This is a genomic window from Ensifer sp. WSM1721 (assembly GCF_000513895.2).
GTDB lineage: Bacteria > Pseudomonadota > Alphaproteobacteria > Rhizobiales > Rhizobiaceae > Sinorhizobium.
Map to the genome: position 1 here is coordinate 1,812,991 of NZ_CP165782.1, position 24,215 is coordinate 1,837,205.

General features: G+C 63.5%; 21 protein-coding genes and 1 riboswitch. Of the genes, 6 read left to right on the forward strand and 15 right to left on the reverse strand.

Annotated elements, in window-relative coordinates:
- Positions 1-8 precede the first annotated feature (8 nt).
- The 8 genes from M728_RS08885 to M728_RS08920 all read right to left on the reverse strand — a co-directional run bounded on the left by M728_RS08885 (position 9) and on the right by M728_RS08920 (position 6,895).
- Positions 9-1,211 (reverse strand): beta-ketoacyl-ACP synthase, encoded by a 1,203-nt coding sequence (locus M728_RS08885; RefSeq protein WP_026621755.1) that lies wholly within the window; start codon positions 1,209-1,211, stop codon positions 9-11.
- 2 nt (positions 1,212-1,213) lie between these two features.
- On the reverse strand, positions 1,214-1,690 hold the full coding sequence (locus M728_RS08890) for a 3-hydroxyacyl-ACP dehydratase FabZ family protein (protein WP_026621756.1): 477 nt from the start codon (positions 1,688-1,690) through the stop codon (positions 1,214-1,216).
- Between the two features lie 147 nt (positions 1,691-1,837).
- The gene (locus M728_RS08895; RefSeq protein ID WP_010969581.1) at positions 1,838-2,125 is read right to left on the reverse strand and encodes an acyl carrier protein; all 288 of its coding nucleotides are present in this window, start codon (positions 2,123-2,125) and stop codon (positions 1,838-1,840) included.
- Positions 2,126-2,299: 174 nt separating this feature from the next.
- Positions 2,300-3,283 carry an adenosylcobinamide-phosphate synthase CbiB gene (cbiB, locus tag M728_RS08900; RefSeq protein WP_026621757.1) on the reverse strand — a complete coding sequence of 328 codons (984 nt, stop codon included), beginning with the start codon at positions 3,281-3,283 and terminating at the stop codon, positions 2,300-2,302.
- A complete protein-coding gene (gene cobD, locus M728_RS08905; RefSeq protein ID WP_026621758.1) occupies positions 3,284-4,285 on the reverse strand; it encodes a threonine-phosphate decarboxylase CobD in 1,002 nt (333 codons plus the stop codon).
- Between the two features lie 2 nt (positions 4,286-4,287).
- A complete protein-coding gene (locus M728_RS08910) occupies positions 4,288-5,583 on the reverse strand; it encodes a cobyrinate a,c-diamide synthase (protein ID WP_026621759.1) in 1,296 nt (431 codons plus the stop codon).
- Entirely contained in the window at positions 5,580-6,422 is an 843-nt protein-coding gene (cobA, locus tag M728_RS08915) for a uroporphyrinogen-III C-methyltransferase (protein ID WP_026621760.1), read from the reverse strand. Before cobA ends, M728_RS08910 begins: the two co-directional genes overlap by 4 nt.
- Positions 6,419-6,895: a cobalamin biosynthesis protein gene (locus M728_RS08920; RefSeq protein WP_026621761.1), complete on the reverse strand. Its 477-nt coding sequence runs from the start codon at positions 6,893-6,895 to the stop codon at positions 6,419-6,421. Before M728_RS08920 ends, cobA begins: the two co-directional genes overlap by 4 nt.
- A 406-nt stretch (positions 6,896-7,301) precedes the next feature.
- On the opposite strand from M728_RS08920, the gene M728_RS08925 reads away from it, so the two are divergent.
- Positions 7,302-8,087 (forward strand): TSUP family transporter, encoded by a 786-nt coding sequence (locus M728_RS08925; protein WP_026621762.1) that lies wholly within the window; start codon positions 7,302-7,304, stop codon positions 8,085-8,087.
- Positions 8,088-8,164: 77 nt separating this feature from the next.
- Here the strand turns inward: M728_RS08925 and cobO are convergent, their stop codons facing one another.
- The 4 genes from cobO to cobU are packed head-to-tail and all read right to left on the reverse strand — an operon-like array spanning position 8,165 to position 14,593.
- Positions 8,165-8,809, reverse strand: a complete 645-nt coding sequence (cobO, locus tag M728_RS08930; RefSeq protein ID WP_026621763.1) for a cob(I)yrinic acid a,c-diamide adenosyltransferase — start codon at positions 8,807-8,809, stop codon at positions 8,165-8,167.
- A 10-nt stretch (positions 8,810-8,819) separates the two neighbouring features.
- Positions 8,820-12,986: a cobaltochelatase subunit CobN gene (gene cobN, locus M728_RS08935; protein WP_026621764.1), complete on the reverse strand. Its 4,167-nt coding sequence runs from the start codon at positions 12,984-12,986 to the stop codon at positions 8,820-8,822.
- 11 nt (positions 12,987-12,997) lie between these two features.
- Entirely contained in the window at positions 12,998-14,062 is a 1,065-nt protein-coding gene (gene cobW / locus M728_RS08940; RefSeq protein WP_026621765.1) for a cobalamin biosynthesis protein CobW, read from the reverse strand.
- A gap of 3 nt (positions 14,063-14,065) precedes the next feature.
- The gene (cobU, locus tag M728_RS08945; RefSeq protein ID WP_026621766.1) at positions 14,066-14,593 is read right to left on the reverse strand and encodes a bifunctional adenosylcobinamide kinase/adenosylcobinamide-phosphate guanylyltransferase; all 528 of its coding nucleotides are present in this window, start codon (positions 14,591-14,593) and stop codon (positions 14,066-14,068) included.
- A gap of 131 nt (positions 14,594-14,724) precedes the next feature.
- Positions 14,725-15,189: riboswitch (cobalamin riboswitch) on the reverse strand.
- A gap of 238 nt (positions 15,190-15,427) precedes the next feature.
- Between cobU and M728_RS08950 the strand changes: the two genes are divergently transcribed.
- Positions 15,428-16,372 carry a FecR domain-containing protein gene (locus M728_RS08950; protein ID WP_034883992.1) on the forward strand — a complete coding sequence of 315 codons (945 nt, stop codon included), beginning with the start codon at positions 15,428-15,430 and terminating at the stop codon, positions 16,370-16,372.
- Positions 16,373-16,423: 51 nt separating this feature from the next.
- On the opposite strand, the gene M728_RS08955 is transcribed toward M728_RS08950, so the two are convergent.
- The 3 genes from M728_RS08955 to M728_RS08965 form a co-directional block, all read right to left on the reverse strand.
- Entirely contained in the window at positions 16,424-18,595 is a 2,172-nt protein-coding gene (locus M728_RS08955; protein WP_026621767.1) for a CHASE2 domain-containing protein, read from the reverse strand.
- A 124-nt stretch (positions 18,596-18,719) separates the two neighbouring features.
- A complete protein-coding gene (locus tag M728_RS08960; protein ID WP_026621768.1) occupies positions 18,720-19,535 on the reverse strand; it encodes an alpha/beta fold hydrolase in 816 nt (271 codons plus the stop codon).
- 112 nt (positions 19,536-19,647) lie between these two features.
- Positions 19,648-21,102, reverse strand: a complete 1,455-nt coding sequence (locus M728_RS08965; protein WP_026621769.1) for a cobyric acid synthase — start codon at positions 21,100-21,102, stop codon at positions 19,648-19,650.
- A gap of 224 nt (positions 21,103-21,326) precedes the next feature.
- Between M728_RS08965 and M728_RS08970 the strand changes: the two genes are divergently transcribed.
- The 4 genes from M728_RS08970 (at position 21,327) to M728_RS08985 (ending at position 24,200) form a co-directional block, all read left to right on the forward strand.
- Positions 21,327-21,470 (forward strand): hypothetical protein, encoded by a 144-nt coding sequence (locus M728_RS08970; protein WP_156943487.1) that lies wholly within the window; start codon positions 21,327-21,329, stop codon positions 21,468-21,470.
- A gap of 63 nt (positions 21,471-21,533) precedes the next feature.
- Complete coding sequence (locus tag M728_RS08975) at positions 21,534-21,893, forward strand: hypothetical protein (protein WP_156943488.1); 360 nt, start codon at positions 21,534-21,536, stop codon at positions 21,891-21,893.
- Between the two features lie 49 nt (positions 21,894-21,942).
- On the forward strand, positions 21,943-22,941 hold the full coding sequence (locus tag M728_RS08980) for a glycine betaine ABC transporter substrate-binding protein (RefSeq protein ID WP_026621770.1): 999 nt from the start codon (positions 21,943-21,945) through the stop codon (positions 22,939-22,941).
- Positions 22,942-23,153: 212 nt separating this feature from the next.
- A complete protein-coding gene (locus M728_RS08985) occupies positions 23,154-24,200 on the forward strand; it encodes a glycine betaine/L-proline ABC transporter ATP-binding protein (protein WP_026621771.1) in 1,047 nt (348 codons plus the stop codon).
- Positions 24,201-24,215: the final 15 nt, after the last annotated feature.

A 24,215-nucleotide genomic window follows, 5' to 3' on the forward strand; every position in this document is an offset into this window, starting at 1 on the left:
GAGCTCCTTTATTCCGCGGCAAGCACGGCGATGCCTTCGCCGCGGGCATGCCCGATGGTTGTGACGATCGCCGCCTTGGCCGGCGCCCCCATGGGCGCCTCGGCATCGGGATCGAAAGGCGGAACCTTTGCCGCGTTTCCGAGCGAAAGAGCGGCAAGGGCCATGCCGACGGGGAACTGCGCCTCGATGCCGTGGCCGACAAGACCGCCATACGCGCGCACCGGTCGCCCGGCGAACTCGGTCTCTAGGAATGTCTTCTCGCGTTGAGTCAGATCATGGAACCCGCTGGCGCCCGAAAAAATGACGGTCGACTGCGGATCGAGCTCTCTCGCCGGTTTCGCCAGGCCCCTGAGGCGTGCCTCTAGCCGGCCGTCCTCGCGGCCGCCGCGATCACCGCCGATGGTCCCGATCGTGGCATAGATCCTCGCGCCCCTGGCTTCTGCATATTCGCGCGATTCAAGAACGAGGAAGGCCCCTACGGAGCCGAGAATCATGCCGCCGCCGTTCTCGGGCCTGCGCGACCAGATCGGGTGCCATTCGCCGAGCGCATGCCCCTGGATCGCTTCGATCAGGAGGACGATATCGAGACGCTCGGCCGAAAAGGCGCCGCCGACCAAGGTATGCGTCGACTGCCCGGCCTGGATGCGGGCGAAGGCCGTTTCGATCGCGGAGATGCCTGCCGCCTCCTCACCCATGAATGTGCGCGACGAGCCGGTCACCTTGTGGACGATGGAAATGTTGCCGGCGAGCAGGTTGGAAAGCTGCGCCAGGAAGAGCGTCGGGCGCAGTTCCGTCGTCAGCTTTTCATTCAAAAGCCGTTCGCGATCATTGCGCTTCAGGGCCTCGTCGACGATCAGCGAGTCGACATTGATGTCGCGCTCGCCGCCTCCGGCCGCGACGATCATATCCATGCTGCCGCAGGCTTCGAGATTGTCTTTGAGACCGGCGTCATCGAGCGCTAGACCGGCGGCGAAAACGCCAAGGCGCTGCCAGTTCTCCATCTGCCGCTGGTCGCCGCGCTTCGGGATCTGTTGCGACCAGTCGATTTCCGGCAGCGGGTGGACCGGATAGGGAGCGAAGCGCTCCGTTTCGATCCGCACCTTGGGCGGTTCGGCCGCCCGGAGCAGCGCCACATGCGGCTCGGCACCGACGCCCTGGCTCGTCACGATGCCGACCCCGGTGATCACCACATCGTTAGCGGATTTCGTCATCTTCACTTCTCCGAACCGGCCGTCACGGCCATCAGTCCCAGTTCTTCCGCACGTTTGCGGACAATGTCTCCGAGCGGCACCTGATCGAACGGAATCGTCCTCAGCTTCAACTGCGCATCGCATATCTTCTTGCCGCCCGACGAAATCTTGGCCTTCGTCACGGCGAAGCCGGATCCCTCATGTTCAAGCAGAGCCTCGATTTCAAGCTCGGCGGACGGCTCGACGAAGCTGCGCATCTTCGCACCGTCGACCGACATCAGGAACGGCATTGCGGCGAAATTCGTGGCGGCCAGCACCAGAAAGCCGGAAGCCTGCGCCATCGTTTCGATAAGCAGCACGCCCGGGACCAACGGATAGCCGGGGAAATGCCCCTCGAACACCGGACTCTTCTCCGGCACGACCGAGCGCGCCACAAGCCGCCCGGCAGCCAGATCCACGGTCTCGATCCGGTCGATCATCTGGAAATATTCAAGGAGCATGAAGGCTCATCCCGTTCGTTACGCGCTCAAGTAAAAATGCCGATGCCGCCTGTCAAGCGCGGGGCGCGACAGGCGGCATCGAAGGATCGCTCGAGCTCTAGATGGATGAAGCGGGATTAAAGGTGGAAAACCGCTTCACACTTTTCCTCATCCCGCTTTGGCAGCCCGCAATTCGTCGATCTTAGCGCAGAGGTTCTTCAGCACGAAGTATTCCTCGGTCGAGACCTTGCCCTCGTTGACTTCCTGGGTCCACTGTTCCAGCGGAATCTTGATGCCGAATTCCTTGTCGATCGCAAAGACGATGTCGAGGAAATCCAGACTGTCGATGCCGAGATCGTCGATCGTGTGGCTTTCCGGCTTGATCGTTTCGCGGTCGATCTCGCTCGTTTCCGCAATAATATCGGCAACCTTGTCGAATGTAGCTGTCACGCGCATACCTCTTAAAAATCGAGTCTTGGCGAACCCTATAGAAAAATGCACCGCAAAAGCCAATGCCCCACGGCTTTTTGCGACCGTGATTTGAAAACGGTGTTGCTGAACAGCGACCCGAATGCCGTCGGCCCATGCGGATCGGCCGATCCACCAATGAGACGTCCTCTCTCGGCGTTTCTACAGAACCAGGAACACCAGCGCCAGAGCGGCAAAGGCAAGGGTCATCACCGAACAGGCGGCGTAGAAAACGGAGACGGCGGCATCTATATCGTCGACGGTTGCGACCGCGCGGCCTGAACCATGGATCATCGGCTCGTCCACCGCCACGCCGCCATAGACCCTGGGCCCTGCAAGCTGAAGATCGAGCGCCCCTGCCATCGCAGCCTCGGGCCAGCCGGAATTGGGCGAGCGATGGAAGTGATGGTCGCGTCGCGCCACGTCAATTGCGGCCCGCGCCTCTTCGACGCCCCGCTTGAAATAGGCGCCCGCGGCAATGAGGAAGACGGAAAGCCGAGCAGCCGGCAAGTTGGCGATATCGTCCAGCCGGGCCGAAGCCCAACCGAAATGGAGATATTTCGGGCTCTTGTGGCCGATCATCGAATCGGCCGTGTTCAGCATCTTGTAGGCGAGCAATCCGGGAAGCCCGCCGAGCGCATACCAGAAGGCCGGCGCAACGACCCCGTCGGAAAAGTTCTCGGCAAGGCTTTCGATCGCCGCGCGGCAGACGGCGGGCTCGTCGAGCGTCTTCGGATCGCGGCCGACGATCATGGACACCGCTTCGCGACCGCCGGGAAGCCCATCGCGGCGCAGGCTGGCGGCAACCAGGATCACGTGTTCGGCGAGGCTCTTCTGCGCAAGGAACACCGCAACAGTGATCGCCTCGAGGACAAAACCGAGGGAACCGAGAACGTCGAACAGCCGGTTGAGCACCACTCCGACGGCCATGCTGACCGCGATCAGGATCAGGATGGCTGCGAGCCCCCGCATCTTCCGCCAGCCGTCGCTGACCTTACCGCGGTTAAGCGCCCCGTCGAAGAAGCCGATCGCCTTTCCGAAAAACACCACCGGATGCGTCAGGCGCGACCAGAGCCAATCCGGGTCGCCGACGAGACGGTCGATCAAAAGGGCGGCCACGAGGATGAAGAAAATTTCGGCCGACACTTAGACTCCTGCCCTGTTCAAGGCTTCCGCAAGGCGACGATCGCCGTTTACATCCGCCGAGAGGCCGATGCGTAGCCAGCGCGGGTTGTAATCGAACTTGCGCGTCAGGATGTGCGCTTCGCAAAGCGCCGCATGCAGATCGTTTGCCCGCTCATGCTCGACGAGCGCGAAGAGCCCCGTGCCGCCGGCGACTTGGAGCCCCGCCTTTCGCAGAACCGCATCGAGCGCGGCCCTGCGTTCAAGGATACGGCCCTTGATCTGGCTCGTATCGCTCTCCATCAGTTTCGCGGAAACGGCGAGTGCCGGGCCGGAAACCGCCCAGGGGCCAAGGCGCTCCCGGAGAACCTCCAGGATCACTTCGGCTGCGACGACGAAGCCCAGCCGCAGGCCGGCCAGGCCGAAGAACTTGCCGAAGGAGCGAAAAACGACGAGGTTGTCGTGGGCGCCCACATGCGGTGCAACGCTCGCCTCCGGCTCGAGATCGCCGAAGGCTTCGTCGACGACGACAAGGCCGCCATGGGCCCTCATTGCTTCCGCCATGGCGAGAATCGCCTGCGGCGGGAAAAGCCTCCCGGTCGGATTGTTGGGATTGACGATCACGGCGAGGCCGTACCGGTCGGCAAGATCTTCGGCGCCCTCGATGAAATCCAGGGCGAAGCCGGCCGCCGTCAGCACACGAGCATATTCGCCATAAGTCGGCGCGAATATGGCGGCACGTTTCCCCACATCCGCAAGGTGGGGCAGCAGTTGAATGACCGCCTGCGTGCCGGGTACCGGCAGTGGCAACACGCCACCTGCTAGGTAGTAGCGGCTTGCCGCCGCGCGCGCCGCATCCTCGATATGCCGGTCCGGCAGCCGTTGCCAGACGCGCGCTTCGATCTCGGGAAGCGCAGCCGGGCACGGGTTGATGCCGGTCGAAAGGTCGAGCCAGTCGCCGGGCGCGCCGCCGAAGCGAGCCGCAGCCTCCGTGATTGCGCCACCGTGAATGATCGGAGCGGTCATGGTCATTCCGAACGATCGATCAGATGCATGAAGGAACCGGCGACGTTGCCCCGGCGAAGACCTGCGCGGCCAAGCTCGAGACCCGCGGCGTCCTTGACCGCGAAGAGCTGCTCGGCCGCCCCCTTCGAAACGATGGTCGAATAGTGGAATTCGTGCGCGGTCATCGGTCCATCGAAAAATGTGTTGTCGAGCGGCGCCACGCGCCGATAGCCGAGGTGCCGCTTGCGCTCTGCAAAACTGGTGACGAGCGGCAAGAGACCAAGCATCTCGTAACGCCTGCCGTCGGCCGCGACAAGCCCCTCGCCCAGCGTCATGTAGCCGCCGCACTCCCCGAAGATCCGAGTACCCTGCTCGGCCGCACGCCGCATTGCCGAGCGAAAATGCAAGGCACCTGCAAGCCGCTCGGCATGCAATTCCGGATAGCCGCCGGGAAGATAGACCGCATCGGCGCCCGCATCGGGCGCTTCGTCGTCAAGCGGCGAAAAGAACGAGAGTTCGGCCCCCTGCGCACGCCAGCCGGACAGAAGATGCTCGTAGCAAAAGGCGAAGGCGACGTCCCAGGCGATAGCCATCCGCTGGCCGAGCGGCTTCAGCGCCTTGGCGCCGGACGTCCTTCGCGGCGTCAAGGGCATCGCCGCCGCGAGGATCGCCTCGAGATCGCAACCGGACGCAACGCGCATAGCCGCATTGTCAATGAAGGATTCGAGCGCACCGTGTTCGCCTGCCTGGACGAGCCCCAGATGCCGTTCCGGCAGCTTCAATGCGCTATCCTGATAGAGCACCCCGAAGATCGTGACGTCGACACGCCGAAGCGCGTCGCGGAGCATCGCCTCGTGCCGGTCGCTGCCGACCCTGTTGAGGATAACGCCTGCGATCCGGACATCGGTGCGATGATCGGCATAACCACGGACCAGTGCCGCGACCGAATGGGAGAGGCGGGCGCAATCGACGACGAGGATCACGGCCAGCCCAAGTGTCGCGGCAAGATCCGCCGGCGACCCCGTGCCGTCGGCGGCACCGTCGAAGAGCCCCATCATCGCCTCCACGACGAGCGTGGAGCCGTCTTCGGTAGCGGCCGCCGCATTGGCGAGGAGCAGATCTCCCCGCATCGCCCAGGGATCGTAGTTGAAGCAAGGCCTGCCGCTTGCCGCCGCGTGAAAGGCCGGGTCGATATAGTCCGGCCCCGCCTTGCCGGGTGCTATGGATAACCCCCGCTGTTTCAGCGCCCGCATCAGGCCGAGCGCGACCGTCGTCTTGCCCGAGCCGGAGCTCGGCGCAGCAATCATGATGCCGCTCATGCCGGGTTCCGAAGGATGCGGCTCGAAAACGGGTCGGCCGCCAGTGCGCGACCATTGAGCGCGCCGAGCCAATCGAGTGACGGGCGCAGCCGGACGACCTCGCCGACGACGACGATCGCCGGCGGCTCGAGGCCGGAGGCCGCGACATCCGCTTCCGCGCGCGACAGCGTGGTCTCGAGCACCACCTGCTCCGGCGTTGCGGCGTTGCAGACGAAGGCGACCGGCTCCTCCGGCGATCGGCCGGCGCCGATGAGATTCGCCGAAATCTGGCCGATATGCTTCATCGCCATATACATGACGATCACTGGCGAGCCCTTGGCGATGCCCTCCCAATTGATCCGGTCCGGCACGACGCCGGACGAATCGTGACCGGTCAGGAAGGTGACTGCATGATTGACCTCGCGATGCGTCACGGGGATACCGGCATAGGCGAGCCCACCAATGCCCGCGGTGATGCCCGGCACGATTCGGAACGGAACGCCATGCTCGACAAGCGTCAGCGCTTCCTCTCCGCCGCGGCCGAAGACGAAAGGATCGCCGCCCTTGAGGCGCAACACCCTGAGCCCGGCCCGCGCAAGCTCGACGAGCCTCAACGAAATGTCACGCTGCTTCGGCGAAGGCTTGCCGCCACGCTTTCCTGCAAATTCAAGCGTCGCGCCGGCTTTCGCTAGTTTCAGGCAGTCGCCATCGACGAGCGCGTCGTGAACGATCACGTCCGCCTGGCGCAGCGCATTGGCCGCATGCAGGGTCAAGAGACCTGGGTCGCCCGGGCCGGCCCCGACAAGCCAGACGGTACCCGGTTCGAGATTGGGCAGGCCGGCGAATAGGGTTTCCGTCATCGTCTCTTACTCCCGATCGAACGAAGCATTGCACCCCCGCTTGCACCCGCGATGCCAGCGGAAACCGCGCCGGCTATCGCCGCCGTTGCGCGCGCCGAGCGGATCTTCGGCACGATCAGGACCGCATCCCGCCCAGCCCCGGCAAGCGCGGCCCCTTCCGCCACGCCATGGCAGCCGGTATGGGCGAAGACGATCTCGGATGGGCTTTGCAACCGCTCGGCTTCCGCCTCGAGCGTTGCTGCGTCAAAAAAGCGAAGCGGCACAGCAAAGTGTTGCGCAGCGGCGTGAATGGCGGGTTCCTCCGAGCGTGTATCGAGGGAGACGATGAGAGCGAGATCGCTCCCGCAGGCGCCTGCATCCGCCAGGGCCCGTTCCGCAAGCGCGATCACTTCTCCGGGCGGCGTGTGGCGCTCACAGCCGAGACCCAGCACGAACTTTCCAACGGTGGCGGCTGGTCCCTCGGCTGAAGGCATACGATGCGGCTCCCTACAGCGGGCGGCCCTCTCGACACGCAAGCTGCAACTCTGTTGATTGCTGCACAGGGATTTCGGTTCCAAGGTCCAGCGCAGCGGTCGGCGTTCCATACGAAGCGCCGGCCGGGCAAATGCCGCACACCGGTCTGGACAGCACCGGATCAAGCCCCCGAACTGGGTCGGCCGCACCGGACGCTTTTTCAGTCCGTGTGAACGGACGCCGTCGCATGATCTTCATTTTTATCGGAGGGCATCCGAGCGGTCAAACCGGATTGCGGCACCGCGGCGTCGTAAACAGCGCAGGCGGTGTCAATTGGTGCACCTCGAGGCAACCTGCCCTTTGCATTTCACCTCCGCCTCTGACACAAGGCGGAAGCAACTCCGCCCCTTTGCTCCCGGGACCCCCGTGCACGATCTCGCCTTTCACATCCTGCTCTTCCTCTTCGCCGCCGCCTTCATTGCCGGATTCATCGATTCGATGGCCGGCGGCGGTGGCATGATCACCATCCCCGCCATGCTGATTGCCGGCATTCCGCCGCTCGAAACGCTCGGCACGAACAAGCTGCAGTCGCTGTTCGGCTCCGGTTCGGCGAGCATCGCCTATGCGCGGCACGGTCATGTGAGCCTGATGGAGCAATTGCCGATGGCGGTGACGTCGGCGCTCGGCGCCATAGTCGGCGCTCTGCTGGCAACGGTCGTTCCCGCCGACGCGCTAAAGGCCATCCTGCCCTTCCTTCTGATAGCGATCGCCATTTATTTCGGCTGCAAGCCGAACATCGGTGACGTCGAGAGACATCACCGCATTACGCGCTTCATGTTTACCGCCACCTTCGTGCCGCTGATCGGCCTTTATGACGGGGTCTTCGGCCCCGGCACCGGTTCCTTCTTCATACTCGGCTTCGTCACGCTCGCCGGCTTCGGCATCCTGAAGGCGACAGCCCACACGAAGTTCCTGAATTTCGGCTCGAACCTCGGCGCCTTCATCGTCTTCGTTCTCCACGGCGTCGTGCTCTGGAAGGTCGGACTGATGATGGGTGCCGGCCAGTTCCTCGGAGCCCAGGTGGGCTCGCGCTATGCGATGGCGAAGGGCGCGAAGATCATCAAGCCGCTGCTGGTCATCGTCTCGATCGCTCTCGCCATCCGGCTGCTTGCGGACTCGTCGCATCCGCTGCGGCTCTGGCTCGGGATGTGAGCCTCAAGCCGACGGGCGAAGAGGGCAATGGGCGCCGCAAAAGACAGCGGAAGGCAGCGCGACAATCAGGGTTTTGATTAGAATTCGACGCCCCGCTGCGCCTTGATGCCGGAGCGGAAGGGATGCTTCACCAATTCCATTTCGGTCACCAGATCGGCGATTTCGATCAGGTCTTCCTTGGCATTCCGGCCGGTCAGGACCACATGGGTCATGTGCGGCTTTTCTTCCTTCAGGAAGCGCACGACCTCCCCGATGTCGATGTAGTCGTAGCGAAGCGCGATATTGATCTCGTCGAGCAGCACCATCGAATTGCGCTCGTCGCGGATGAGTTCCTTCGCCTTCTCCCAGGCTTTTTCGGCCATCGCCACGTCGCGGGCGCGGTCCTGCGTTTCCCAGGTAAAGCCTTCACCGAGCGTATGGAATTGGCAGAGATCGCCGAAATGCTTCTCGATCAGATCCCGCTCGCCGGTGTGCATAGCGCCCTTGATGAACTGCACGACTGCGCACGGCATACCGTGAGCGATGTGGCGGAAGATCATGCCGAAGCCGGCCGTGGATTTGCCCTTGCCCTTGCCGGTATGGACGATGATCAAGCCCTTCTCGTCCGTCTTCGTCGCCATGATCTTGTCGCGGGCGGTCTTCTTCTTCGCCATCTTCATGGCGTGACGGGCTTCGTCCTTCTCGGCGACCGGTTCCCCGGTGTTTGCGGTTTCGTCGCTCATTGCGTCCTCCCTATTCGTTTCCGGCGGCAAGGCGATCGTTCGCCGCCCGGCCGGTCAGGCTGCTGAGTTCAAATCGCGCCGAATTGGAGCGCGGGTTCCAGAGACCGCGGTCGATTGCTTCGACGAAGCGCTCCGACATCTCTGCAAGAGCGGCCGGGTTCTTCTCGCGCAGGAAATCGAGAACCGTTTCGTCGGCAATGAAGGCCTGGTAGGCCGCCTCGAAATGATGGTCGCGCACGGCCCCTGTCGTCGCGGCGAAGGCGAACATGTAGTCGACCGTCGCCGCGATCTCGAAGGCGCCCTTGTAGCCATGGCGCATGATGCCGGCGATCCATTTCGGATTGACCACCCGGGCGCGGACCACGCGGCCGATCTCCTCCTCGAGTGAGCGGATCACCGGCTTTTCCGGGCGAGAATGATCATTGTGATAGATCGACGGCCGCTGCCCGGTCAGATGCTCCGCCGCCGCGCTCATGCCGCCCTGAAACTGATAGTAGTCGTCGCTGTCGAGCAGATCGTGCTCACGGTTATCCTGGTTCTGGACGACGGCTTCGATCGAGCGCAGACGCTCCTCCAGGAGGCCGCGCTCGGCCCTGCCATCCTCCCCCGCGCCATAGGCGTAGCCACCCCAGGTGAGATAGGCTTCGGCGAGATCGCCGCGGCTCTCCCAACCCTTTTCGTCGATCAGTGCCTGCAGGCCCGCTCCATAGGCGCCGGGCTTCGCGCCGAAAACGCGGTAGGAGGCGCGGCGCGCCGCCTCTTTCGGCTCGACGCCCTTCTCCTCCAGACGCCGAGCTTCGGCACGCATACGCGCGGCAATCATATTGTCGGCATCATCCTCGTCGAGCGCGCCGATCGCACGGATCGCCTTGTCGAAGAGCGCGATCTGCTCGGGGAAAGCATCGCGAAAGAAACCGGAAATGCGCAAGGTGACGTCGACGCGCGGGCGGCCGAGCACGGCAAGCGGCACGATCTCGTAGCCGGTCACGCGGCGCGAGGCCATGTCCCAGACCGGCTTGGCGCCGACCAGCGCCAGCGCCTGGGCGATATCGTCGCCACCGGTGCGCATGTTGGACGTTCCCCAGGCGGTGAGACCAAAGGAGGACGGCCATTCGCCGTGATCTTGTAAGTACCGTCGGATGAGTAGCTCCGCGGACTTCTTGCCGAGTTCGTAGGCCGCCGGCGTCGGCACGGCGCGACTGTCGACCGAATAGAAATTACGGCCCGTCGGCAGCACGTCCGGCCGGCCACGTGTCGGTGCGCCGGAGGGACCCGGCGCGACGAAGCGGCCGTCGAGGCCGGTGAGCAGGCCTTTGATTTCGGCTTCGCCGGAGTACTGGATCGAGGGTTTTAGGTGGGCATCGATCTCGTCGAGAACAGCACGCGTGTTGGTCCAATCATCGGGGCAGGCGATTTCGCCCGAAACAAGTTTTGCCGCCAGCAGTTCGATGCGTTCCACCGTGTCGCCGGCGGTGCGCCAGGGGGCGTCCGAGAGGTCGGCGAGGACGCCGGGCTTCGGACCGGTCCAAGGGGCGGACATGACGCAATCGAGGGGGTCGAAATGCGGTGGTTGCGGAAGCGTACCCCCCTCTGCCCTGCCGGGCATCTCCCCCACAAGGGGGGAGATTAGGAATGCGGGCGCGTCCCCCGCAACAACCGTTGAGCCTGAGACACGCCCGGAGGGTGTCTGCGGTGACGCGGGTTCCAACGCGGATGGGAAGGCAGGTCGTAGCCCCCTGCCAATCTCCCCCCTTGTGGGGGAGATGTCCGGCAGGACAGAGGGGGGTGCAGCCCCCGAGCAGCGAGAACCACACAACTCCAAATCCGCCGCGATCGCCCGCTGCAGGCTCTGATCCTTACCCTCGCCCAGGCCGCGCGGCACGCGCGCAAGCGCCACCGTAAGGTCCGTCAGCAACCGCCCCTCCGGCGCCACACCGAAGACATGCAGCCCGTCACGGATCTGCATCTCCTTCAGATCGCAAAGATAGGCATCGAGCTTTTCCAGCGCCTTGTCGTCGCTGTCGCTCTTGTCGATCCCGGCGTCATGATCGAGGCCGATGTCGCGGACGAGATCGAGGATCTGGCGGCTGAGCAGCCTGAGCCGCCGCGGGTCACCGCCCGCAGCCTCGTAGTATTCGTCGACCAGCGCCTCCAGGTCCTTGAGCGGACCGTAGGACTCGGCGCGCGTAAGCGGCGGCGTCAGATGGTCGATGATGACGGCACTCGTGCGGCGCTTCGCCTGCGTGCCCTCGCCCGGATCGTTGACAATGAACGGATAGAGATGCGGCGTCGGACCGAAGACCGCCTCGGGATAGCAAGTCTCGGAGAGAGCCAGCGCCTTGCCCGGCAGCCATTCGAGATTGCCGTGCTTGCCCATGTGCACGATCGCGTCGGCTCCGAAGACCTCGCGCAGATAGGCATAGAAGGCGATGTAGCCGTGCGGCGGGACGAGGTCCGGCGCGTGGTAGGTTTCCTTCGGATCGATGTTGTAGCCGCGCGCCGGCTGGATGCCGACGAGCACCTCGCCGAAACGGGCGAGCGGCAGCGCAAAGGCGTCATCGAGGAAGAAGGGATCCGCCTCAGGAGCGCCCCAGCGCTCGCTCACCTCCTGCTGAACCTTATTGGGAAGACTGGCGAAGAAGTCCTTGTATTGACTCAAGGAGATCGTCTCGCGGATTTGCCGGTCGCCGCTTGCGGCATTGGTCGGGCCGGCCATCAGGAAGCGGATCAACGCGTCGCCGTCTTCCGGCAGTTCACCGACGGGATAACCTTCATTCGCCATCGCCCGCAGCACCTCGATTGTACCTGCGGGCGTGTCGAGGCCGACGCCATTGCCGACACGTCCGTCGCGGTTCGGGTAATTGGCCATGACGATGGCGACGCGGCGTGCCTCCGGCCTCGCGCGGCGCAGTCGCGCCCATTTGGCAGCAAGCCTGGCGGCAAAGCGGACGCGGTCGGCAACCGGCTCGTGGCCGATGATATTCGCCTCCACGAGCGGATCGCAGACGGATGCCGCCTTGAAGGATACGGCGCGGGAGAGGATGCGACCGTCGACTTCCGGCAGGGCGACATTCATGCCGAGGTCGCGGGCCATCAGGCCCTGTCGAGAGGCCTCCCAGGCTTCGCGTGACGAACCGGAAAAGATGACTTGTAGAACCGGCGCACCTGTCGATTCGAGCACCGTCGGCTGCCGGTCGGCGCCAGGCGCTGAGACAGCAAAGCCGGTGGCGTTCATTACGACGTCTGGGGCAGCTTCGGCGAAAATCGCTTCCAGCGTGCCGATCGAGACCTGATCCTTGAGACTGGAGACGAAGACGGGTAGCGCGCGCATGCCCTCCGCGATCAGTGCGTCGATCAAAGCCTCGACTGGCTTTGTCTCGCCGCTCTGGACGAGGGCGCGGTAGAAGCAGATGGCGATGGTCGGGGGTTCGAATCCCTCCTCCGCTACCATCCTCGTCTGCGTGAAGTCACCCCCCTCTGCCCTGCCGGGCATCTCCCCAACAAGGAGGGAGATTGACTCGCGGCTACCACTCGTTCCCACAACTACGCCGGGGGAGATGCCCGGCAGAGCAGAGGGGGTTTCGCCGGTCCTTCCGGCAACACGCATCCACTCGCCAACCCCAATCACACCCCTGCCGGGCCACCAAATGCCGGCCTTAAGCAACGGCCGCGCCGGCTGCGGTTTCTCGCCGCCGTCGATCAGCGCCTCCGCATAATCAAGGAAGAGGCCGGCATTCTCGGCGCCGCCTTCGGTGAGATAGGCCCAGAGCCGGCCGCGGTCTTCAGCCGGCACCGTGGAAAACGGCTCGAGACCCGGATCCGGCTTGTCATCGCCCGGCAACACGGCGATCTGGAACCTGCCCGCCACCGCCGCGGCATGCAGCGCCTCCAGCACGTAGCGGAAATAGCTTGCCCCGCCGAGCGGGCGTACGACGATCAGCTTGGCATGGCGCGCCGTGCGTTCGACGTAAGTGTCGACCGACATCGGATGCATGAGGTTCATCAGACTGGCGATGCGCAGGCTCTTTGCTCCCGCGCGCCGACGATGGGCAGCGGCAATCGAGGCGAGCTCCGTGTCGGCCGCCGACAGAAACAATATGTCCGCCGGGTTTTGCCCGAGGTCGATCGCCTCGTTGCCGTCGGCGATCGTTCCTTTCTGGGCGAGAAGCAAGTGCATCTTCTATCCGATCACACCAGCGGCGAAATAGCCGCGCGGACTGCCGCTTCGTCCATGTCGTGCAGGCCGATGACAACGAGGCGGGTGCTGCGCCTCTCGCCCGGCGTCCAAGCGCGGTCGTAATATTGGTCGATGCGGCTGCCGACCGCCTGGATCAAAAGGCGCATCGGCTTACCGGGAACGTCCGCGAAACCCTTGAGGCGCAGCACGTCATGCTCGGCAATGACGCCTTTGAGGCGGTCGACGAAGGCGGCCGGATCGGGGATCGCTCCGAGTTCGACGACGAAGCTGTCGAATTCGTCGTGATCGTGCTCCTCGCCCGCCTCGTGCTCCAGCTCGTGGTGCGACTTGCGGTTGGCGATCTCCCCCTCGGTGCCGACGCCGAGGCCGAGCAGGATCGCGGCAGCCACCTCCCCGTTCTTCGCCTCGATCATCGTCGGCTTGCGGCTGATGCGGGAGGCCACCTCCTCGCGCACCGACTTCAGCCCATCGGCGTCGATGAGATCGGTCTTGTTGAGAACGATGAGGTCAGCGGCGGTGAGCTGATCCTCGAACAATTCTTCCAACGGACTTTCGTGGTCGAGGTTTTCGTCGTTGATGCGCAACGCATCGACCTTGTCGTGATCGTCGGCAAATCGCCCCGCCGCGACCGCAGCGCTGTCGACGACGGTTACGACGCCATCGACGGTGACTTCGCTGCGAATGTCCGGCCAGTTGAAGGCGGCGACGAGCGGCTGCGGCAGCGCCAGACCCGACGTCTCGATGACGATATGGTCAGGCCGTTTCTCGCGCTCCAAGAGCTTCGTCATGGTTGGAATGAAATCATCGGCGACGGTGCAGCAGATGCAGCCGTTGGTGAGCTCGATGATGTCCTCCTCCGAGCAGGCTTCCGCGCCACAGCCCTTGAGCACGTCGCCGTCGACACCGAGATCGCCGAACTCGTTGATGATCAGCGCGATGCGCTTGCCGTCGGCATTCTGCAGGAGATTGCGGATCATCGTCGTCTTGCCGGCACCGAGAAAGCCCGTGATGACGGTGGCCGGGATCTTGCCCTGTTGGGGCTTTGCTAGTGTCATGGATCAACCCTTCATTTTCAGCGGCAGTCCGGCCGCAACGAAATAAACTTCGGCGGATTTCTCCGCCACCATCTGGTGCAGCCGGCCCGCATGGTCGCGGAAGTCGCGCGCCATGCGGTTTTCGGGCACGATGCCGAGGCCGACCTCATTGGAAACGAAAACGAGCCGCGAGCGCGCCTCGAGCAGGAAAGCGGCGAGCGCCGCGAATTCGGCCGCCACGTCCCGCTCCTCCATCATCAGGTTCGTGACCCAGAGCGTCAGGCAATCTACCAGGATGGCTCGCGCCGGCGCGTCGATGCGGCGAAGCAGGCCGACGAGGTCGAGCGGCTCCTCGTGGGTCGTCCAACCCTTGCCGCCGCGCGCGGCCTTATGATGGGCAATGCGTTCGCGCATCTCGTCATCGAAGGCGCGTCCGGTCGCTACATAGTGCTTCGGCAAGCCGGATGCCTCGACGAGCCTCTCTGCAAAGCTGGATTTTCCGGAGCGGGCGCCACCGAGCACAAGGATCGGGCCGACATTTGAGACGGTCATGCGGCCGGCCTCAGCGCACCAACGCAAGGCGGGAAGCCGCAACGACAAGCAGGCGCGCCAACGGCGCGTTCAAGGGAAAACCTGTAAGCCACGACAACCTCCGTGCTGGCATGGGGAAGTGCTCCCCTGGGCGAGATGCCCCGACAGATGGCAGGTCTCCTGGCTCACGGCGCCACGGCCCTCACTACAGCATCCGCGCCCTATGGTGCGCAAAGATCGCTGCAGCACTTGCGTGACCGCATGTTCCCGAGATCGTTTCGATCCAGGAACGACGCGGCAGAGGGTCGAACGGGTTCGCCTCGCCTTCCCGGCGCTTGCGGCATCGTGAAAGGCGGACGATTCGTAGAAGAAGAGGCGTCCAGCCCGGCTGATCACGATGCCACGCCAGTGGCTTTTCCGGTCTGTCGCGTCCTCCCGCGAGACTGCCCCATGCAGCTCATCAGAAGGCAACGACCGACCGAACGGCGAACCCTGACCGTTCTACAGTCGCGGGGTCGGCTGCGATAAGGGCGCCCGGCGTGGGTCCGCCCCGTCGCATTCCCATTTACTCCCCCGCTCCATCTGGGTGCGAGGGAACCATCCGTTCTGCGTTAATTATGAAGCGGGGGCGGCAAAGTCAATCGACGGCCTGCGACACCGCGCCCGCGAATTACGCCAGAGCAGCCTTCTGGCCCCGATCCGCTGCTACTCCGAACGGGTAGGGAGACACCTCTGCCCCCCGCGTGATAAGAATGTGCACTTTTGGGGGCATACGCGACTTATCCGTCGTTCGCGCTTCCATTGTTCACGTTCGTGGCCCCGCTCACATGAGCGGAGTTCACGGTGGAGGGTGCGATGTTGCGTCTGCGTCACGCCGCAATCGCCACGCTCAGCGTAGCGCTTTACGGTTTCACACCGACAATGGCGGCCGAAGCGGTCGGTGAAGCGGTCCGGATCAAGACCGATGTCAGTGGGCAGAGGGGACCGCTCGCAGTCCGGGACCCGGTGCATCGGGACGAAAGGATTCGGACATCGAGATCGGGACTGGGGCAATTCGTGTTCCGCGACGGCAGCAAGTTGGCCGTGGGGGCCGGGTCGTCCGTCGTCATCGACAAATTCGTCTTCGACGACTCGAAATCGGTCCAGAAGCTCACCGTCGCGGCGGCGAAGGGCACATTTCGCTGGATCAGCGGCAACTCGAAGCACAGCGCCTACGAGATTGTGACACCCGCCGGAACGATCGGCGTCCGGGGCACCGTTTTCGACTTCTATATCGGCGGCGACGGGACGACCGCGATGGTGCTTTTGAGCGGCGCTGCCGAGTTCTGCGGCCGGGGCGGCTGTCAACAACTCACTCGGCGCTGCGACTGCGTAATCGCCAAACGCAATGGGAGCGTGACGGAGACCCGCCGCGTCAACAGGAATATCTTCAACACGCTCGGCAATCGGGCGGCCCTCCCCTTCCTGTCAGGCGATCAGAAATTATCTGGTGCATTTCGAGCCGGAGGCAGTTGTGGCTTGTCGGCGGCACTCGAAGTCAGGCCTCCCGATCGTGCGCACTTACGCGCAACCACGCCGCAGCAGCAGCCGAAACCAACAAAGCCCGACAAGCCAAGGGACAAACCGCCTGGCGACAGGGATCCGCCGCACAACGACCGGGATCCTGACCGAGATCCGCCTGATAGGGATCCGCCGCAGGGCGATCAAGATCGGCCGCATGACGAACCAGATCGTCCGCACGCAGACAATCACGACAGGCCACACGACGACCAGGGCGGTTCTGGCGACGAGAGAGACTGAGGGATACAGAAGCTTTCCTTCGCTGCCGCCGCCTGTCGTCGGGCAACGCCATCACTTCGCCGATGTTTCGGCTTTGGGCACAGCCTCGTCGGCGAAATGATCAGCCCTGCGCGAAATGCGGCGGTAGAAATCGGGTAGTCCGGCTCCAATTCGCGCGGCCTTCATTTTCGCCGCCGCAAGTATTTTGCGGCTCGTCGCAGACCGCGAACGCAGAGCTTCGATCAGTTGCGCGTGGATGCGCCGCAGCTCTGTAAATTCCGGCGAGGCGGCGAGACGCTCATCGCCTGCGACGGCAAAGAGCCGCGTGCGCGTGCTTTTGCCCTTCAGACCAAGCATTCCAGCTTCGAGCAAGGCGCAGTCGGAAAGAGATTTCGCCGTGCTTTCGGAAATGAGAATGTCGAAGGCGACATCCTTGCAGGCGGCTTCGATCCGCGCTGCGACATTCACTGCGTCGCCGACGGCGGAATAGTTGAAATGCGCTTCGGCCCCCATATTGCCGACGCAGGCGAGCCCCGTATGGATTCCCACTCCGATCCCGACGCGATGCTCGCTCCCGAAACCGAAGGCGTCGCTCTCGTTGAGACGGGCAAGCGTCTCGCGCATGGCCAGGGCGGCGCGAACAGCCTTGCCCGCGTGATCGTCAACATCCACCGGGGCGTTCCAAAAGGCCATGATCGAGTCGCCGATGAATTTGTCCAGCGTGCCTTCATTGGCAATCACATCGCGGCTCAGAGCGTCGAGAAGTGTGTTCAGGAACCGGACCACCTCGGTCGGCGAAAGGCGCTCGCTGATCTCCGTGAAATTGCGGACATCGACGAACATGATCGTCAGCTCACGATCATCGCCGCCGAGGCGCAGGGCGTCGTGCGTGTGCTCGATGCGGTAGAGAAGCGAAGGCGACAAATACTGGCCGAAGGCTCGCCGCACCACTCGCCGTTCGCGGTCGGTGACGAGGAAGCGGTAGGCGGTTGCGGCGAAATGGGTGATCGACCCGGCCAGGATCGGAGCCAACGGATCGAAGAGAAGTCCCATATAGAGAAAGGCGAGCCAGGAGGTGACGAGAGCAAGCGCGGTTATCAACAGGCCGCAGGCAAGCGCAACGGCCGGACTGACGAAGGTGGTCAGCAAGACAAGCAGCCCCCCCGCCACCGCGATCAAAAGGATTTCGAGCCCATCCGCCCAATCTGGACGCGAGAGAAAGCGACCGGACAGGACCTGCTCGACGGTCTGTGCATGCAGGGACACGCCGGGCACATTCTCCCCGAGCGCGGTGGTGCGGATATCCTGAAGCCCGGCGGCCGACGTACCTACGAAGACGATGCTGCCTTCGATCGCCGCTTTTGTTTCCGCAGACGCACCGCCTGGCGCCAGCACCTGGCCTGCCGAAACATATCTCTCCGCGCGATCTGGGCTGACATAGAGCCAGAGTTCGCCCGCCGCCGTCACAGGGATGACGAAGTTCCCTACCTTGATGAGGGTGATGATGTCCTGAGCGTCCGGAGCGCCCGCCAAAATGTAAGTCGAGGCGCCCTGGGCAACGCGCAGCGCCTCGAGCGCCAGATTCGGATAGAGTTGCTCGCCGTCGCTTAAGAGAAGCGGGACTGCGCGCACGACCGCCGATCGACTGCCGGGATTGAGGCTGATATGTCCGATACCGGCTGCATTGGCTTCAAGTTGCGGCCGCAAAGGCGTGGCGGCATCAAGCTTCGGTGGCGCGGCAAATAGACTTTCCCCGGTGAAGGCGAAACCCGCCTTGACGGGCGGGAGATAGCTTCCTTCGTTGGAGAGCCCGAAGCCGAGCACGACGGGCGGCCCGGCAATCGACCGGGCGAGAATCTCATCATTGTCGGGGAGTTGTCCTAGCAGCGCCGGATCGACGCCTGGCACATCGCGCACGACCGTGCGCGGCGACAGGCGGTCGGGCTCAGAGAAGAGAATGTCGAAGGCTATGACCGCGGCACCCATTTCGGAAAGCCGGTCGACGAGCGCGGCAATGCGATCGCGCGGCCATGGCCATTGGCCGAATACCTTAAGCGACGCCTCGTCGATATCGACAACGCGAACTGGGACGGGCTCGAAGGTCCGAGGCACCAGCCGCTGATATTCGTCGAACGTCACGTCACGAGCAAGCCGCAGGATTGGAAGGTCGCTTGCGCGCAACGCTGTAAGCGCGGCGACGATCGCCAGGCCGAAAATAACGCCTACCAATTGCGTACGTGTCATGGCCGCGCCCTTCGCGCCGGACGTCGTCGCCATCACTTGCGTCGCGGATATCGTCCTAGCCCCGCTTCATGCTGCCCTTTTCAATAGGACTATGCAATGACGAACGCCGCGAGCGTGCGGCGCGTCAGTCTCCAGCGGCGAGGACCTGGTCAAGAAATCTATGCATCGCGCCGTTGAACAGCTCCGGTCGCTGCAGCGGAGCGAAATGGCTGACCTTGGAGAGCCGGATCAATTCCGCTTGGGGAATGGTCCGGGCAAGGTACTCGGCATGTTCACCCTTGATGAATTCGTCGTGCTCGCCCTGGACGATGACGACCGGCACGCGGATCTCGGCCAGATCGCTCGCCGAATAATTGGGCTGTGTGCTCATCATCTCGCTCACGGCTGCGACGAAATCTTCGAATGCATCGGGCGTGGAGGACAGTTTTGCGTAGTCCTTCGCGTGCCGCCGGAAACAGCGGTCGATGACGGGAGTGGACTCGAACTCCTTCGTGCCGGTCGGATCCATGTTGCAGGCAAAGAAGAAGACACCGGCGATACGCGCAGGAACCTGCCCGGCAAGAACGAGGGCAGTGCACGCTCCGTCGCTCCAGCCGACGACGGCCGCGCTGTCCAATTGCAGGCAATCCATCACGGCGAGCACGTCGGACGCCATCAGTTCATAGCTATAGGGACGTGAATCGCGGGTGCTGCGGCCGTGACCGCGGCTATCGATCAGTACGACCCGGCGACCGACCTCAAGCAGCGACGGCACCTGGTATCCCCAATTGCCGCTATGGCCGAGGCCGCCATGCAACAGAATGACGGCTGGCCCCGCTCCGTAAGTCGCATACCAAATGCGCGCGCCATCACGCTCGACACAGCCCTGCTCCGCGGCCTGCGGCAGCGGTGGCGCGCCGTGCGCTTCGAAATGGCGTAGATCGTCGTCGTATCGCTTCATGGCAATCCCTCTCGTCACGCGTTTCCCGGCCCGGCGTGGCCGCGACGATACGACGCCTGCAAGGAGTTGACAAACGGCAGGCCGGGCGGCCGGATGCAGTGGAACCGGCCCCTTACCCCAACAGGCGGTCGACCCATGCCCGATCAAGCACCGCCTCGAGCCCGGCGGCGATTTCGTCGAGGGCCGCATCCACCGAGCCGCGGTAATTGCCTCCGCCTCCCTCGATCCCGAAGCTCTTGAGTAGAGCCGCGCGATAGGCGTCGCTTCCGAAGAGGCCGTGCAGATAGGTGCCCATCACTCTGCCGTCGGCGGACATCGCCCCGTCCGGGCGACTGTCGATCGAGACCGGCGCCCGGGCACAATCGGCGCCCGTCGTTTTGCCGAGATGGATTTCGTAACCTTCGAGCGCCACGTCGTGCTCCAGCGACCAGGCGCGGCTGTTGCGCACCGTCTTTTCCGGTGCCATCTCGGTTTCGATCGCGAGCAGCCCGAGGCCGGCGATCTCCCGCTCGCTTCCCTCTATCCCAAGCGGGTCGGCGACGCGGCTGCCCAGCATCTGGTAGCCGCCGCAAATGCCGATCACCCGACCGCCGCGACGGAGGTGGCGTTCAAGGTCCCGATCCCAGCCTTGGGCGCGGAAATCCTTGAGATCGGCAATGGTCGATTTCGAACCCGGGATGACGACTAGAGCGGCATCCTCCGGAAGCGGTGTGCCGGGCCGGACGAAAACGATGTCCACTTGCGGTTCGGCCGCCAGCGGATCGAGATCGTCGAAATTGGCGATCCGCGACAGGACCGGCACGGCGACCTTCAGCGCCTTGCCTTCACCGCGCGCCAGCCTCTCGAGCACGACGGAATCCTCGGCAGGCAGCCGCGCAGCGCTTTTCAGCCAGGGGACGACACCGAAACAGGGCCAGTCGGTGAAGCGGCGGATCGCCGCGATCCCCTCGTCGAAAAGCGTGACGTCGCCGCGGAACTTGTTGATGAGATAGCCGCTGACCATTTGCCGGTCCTCCTCCGGGAGGATCGCGTGTGTCCCGACCAGAGAAGCGATGACGCCGCCGCGATCGATGTCGCCGACCAGAACCACGGGCACACCGGCGCGGATGGCAAAGCCCATATTGGCGATGTCGCCGGCGCGCAGATTGATTTCCGCGGGCGAGCCCGCACCTTCGACAATCACGAGATCGGCGCCGGCGGAGACCTGCTCGAAACTCTCCATCACCGCGCCGAGAAGCCTCGGCTTCAACGCCTGGTATTCCCTGCCCTTCGCCTGCCCTGCGACTTTGCCCTGAAGGATGATCTGGCTGCCCACATCCGATTGCGGCTTCAGCAAAACCGGGTTCATGTGCACGGAAGACGCCACGCGCGCGGCCAGCGCCTGCAGCCATTGCGCCCGGCCGATCTCTCCGCCGTCGTCGGCGACGGCCGCGTTGTTCGACATGTTCTGCGGCTTGAACGGCCTGACTTTCAGACCGCGATTGGAGGCGAGGCGGCAGAGGCCGGCGACCAATACCGATTTTCCGACATCGGAGCCGGTTCCCTGCAGCATGATCTTGCGTGTCATGCCGTTCCCGTAGCACCGAAACCTTCTGTGGCAAAGCGGTGTCTTGAAGCGATTTTCGCCGCAATTGCGCCACCGGTGCTCACGGCCTGTTTCAGGCCTTCAGCAAGCTTGCGGAATTACGACATGCTATGGCGAGTTTGGCATTCAAAAATCAGCGGCGCATGCCTATATCACCGGCATCGAAAACACCCCGGAAATCCGGCCCTCCCAAGGTAGAAAGAGCCATGCTGTTCGTTTTCAGCAAACCCAATTTCGTGCAGATTGCCTGGAACTCCAAGGCGCCAAAGAGTCAGTCCCGCGAGCGCAACATTGCAATGGACGTGCCGTTCGGCCCGCTCGGTCTCATCCGCACGTCCAACGTCGGATAAAGAAGCAAACTCCCAGCCTGCTGGATGTCGCCCAAAAGTGCGCAACGGTTTTGGGACAGTGATATGCACAAGGATCTGAAGCGGCTTCGCTCCGGCAGCTTCTTTTTTTCCTTGACGGCGGCGACTTTCACCGAGCGCTCAACGCGAAAACCGCACCCAACCACTGAAACGGAAGGATGCGGCCGCGAAAATCGGGTCCGGTACGCACTACCTGATCCGGACCTGCGGCAGTCGCCCGCCGCAGGCAAACAATTATCCCGACAACGTTACCGTATGGTTATTGAGCCCTTAACCAAAGGTGAATTCCGCTTTTTTCTCTCGCTCCTCAAAACGGCGAGCGAGGCCATCCATCACGACCGCAGCCGACGCATCCAAGAGGTTGATTTCTCATCGGGAACACTTAGGCTGTTAAGAGGAGATTGATCCGGCACTCGACCGTGCGCGGTGCAAAGATTTGGGGAGCTCGGACAATATGAAAGAACTCCTTGCTTCCTCGGTTCTTGCCGCGGGCATCTGGGCCCTGGCGGCGCCCGCCGGAGCTGCGGAATGCGGCGAGGTCAGCATTGCCGAAATGAACTGGGCCTCCGCCGGCATTGCGGCACATGTGGACAAGTTCATTCTGGAAAACGGCTATGGTTGCACGGTCACGCTTGTCGCGGGCGACACGATGCCGACCTTCGCTTCGATGAACGAAAAGGCCGAGCCGGACGTGGCGCCGGAACTCTGGATCAACTCCGTGCGGACTTCTTTGAATGAGGCGGTGAAGGACGGTCGCCTTATTGAAGGCGCCAAGATCTTGAGCGAGGGCGGCGTCGAAGGCTGGTGGATTCCGAAGTTCATTGCCGACGCGCACCCCGAGATCAGAACGGTCCAGGACGCGTTGAAGCGTCCGGACCTTTTCCCCTCCCCTGAGCATCCCCCCAAGGGAGCGGTCCATAATTGTCCCGCCGGCTGGAACTGCCGGATCTCGACGGCCAATCTCTACAAGGCGCTCGAAGCGGAGAAGGCCGGCTTCGAGCTGATTGACACGGTCTCCGCCGCCGGCCTCGACGGCTCGATCGCCAACGCATTCGAGAAGAAGACCGGCTGGCTCGGCTATTATTGGGCGCCGACCGCCATCCTCGGCAAATACGAGATGGCGCTGTTGTCCTTCGGGGTCGATCACGACCGATCGGAATGGGACTCCTGCTCGGCCGTTCCCGACTGCCCGAATCCGAAGGTGAACTCCTATCCCGTGTCCGACGTCTATACGGTGGTGACTAAATCCTTTGCCGAAAAGGCCGGTGTCGCCATGGACTACGTAAAGACGCGCAGTTGGGACAACGCGACAGTCAACAAGGTGCTGGCCTGGATGGATCAGAACCAGGGCACCAACGAGCACGCGGCACGATATTTCCTCGAGAACTTCCAGGGCACGTGGACGCAGTGGGTCAGTCCGGAGGTCGCGGAAAAGGTCAAGGGCGCTCTCTGACAGCGGGCCGAATGCATGATACTTACTGAGTGCGACGCAGTATCGTCGTCTGCGTCGCAAACAGCACAGCGGACGGCATGTTCCGCTGTCACATTTTTGATGCGGGGAGCAGAAGAGCCCACAAACGAACTGCGCACGGAGAGCCGCAAACCGCTTTCCGCAGACGCAAGCGGCCGAAAGACGCTTCCAGCCGAGAAGGGGAAAGGTTGTTTATGGCAAGTCACGCAATCGAGGTGAAGAACCTCTACAAGATCTTCGGCCCCCGTGGCGAGGAGTATGTCGATGTCGTCAAGAACGGCATGGGCAAGACCGAGCTCAACGAAAAGCACGGCCACGTGCTCGGCCTGCAGGACATCAACATCTCCATGCCTGGCGGCTGCATCACGGTCGTGATGGGACTGTCCGGCTCCGGCAAGTCGACGCTGATCCGCCACATCAACCGGCTGATCGATCCGACCGCCGGCGAGGTTCTCTACGACGGCGTGGACGTCTGCAAGATGAACGAAAGCGACCTTCGCGCGTTCCGCCGCAACAAGACGGCGATGGTGTTCCAGAAATTCGCGCTGCTGCCGCATCGCAACGTCCTCGAAAACACCATCTACGGCCTTGAGATCCAGGGTGTGGAGCGGCGCGAAAGTGAAAAGCGCGCGCTCGGCTGGATCGACCGCGTGGGCCTCAAGGGCTTCGAGAAGCACTATCCGAACCAGCTTTCCGGTGGCATGCAGCAGCGCGTCGGCCTTGCCCGGGCGCTCACCAACGACGCCGAGATCCTCCTGATGGACGAGGCCTATTCGGCGCTCGACCCGCTGATCCGCGTAGACATGCAATCGGTGCTGCTCGAACTGCAGAAGGAATTGAAGAAGACCGTCGTCTTTATCACGCATGATCTAGACGAGGCTCTGAGGCTCGGCGACAAGATCGCTATCCTGCGCGACGGCCGCGTCGTGCAGCAGGGCACCGGCCAGGAGATCGTGCTGTCGCCGGCCGACGACTACATCACGGCCTTCGTCAAGGAGGTGAACCGAGGACGCGTGATCAATGTCGAGACGATCATGCGGCCTCTCTCCGGCAATCCGGAAGGCCTGCCGCTGGCGGCCGGCACCGTCCTTGAAGCGGCCGCCCGGACGATGACGGGCGCCCATATCAACACCGCGCATGTCGTCGACACCAATGGCCGCCCGATCGGCGCCATCGACCTGCAGACGATCATCGCCGCCATGGTGACGCCGACCGGTCACGTCGCCCGCAAGGCGGCGTGAACTGCGCCCCAGGCG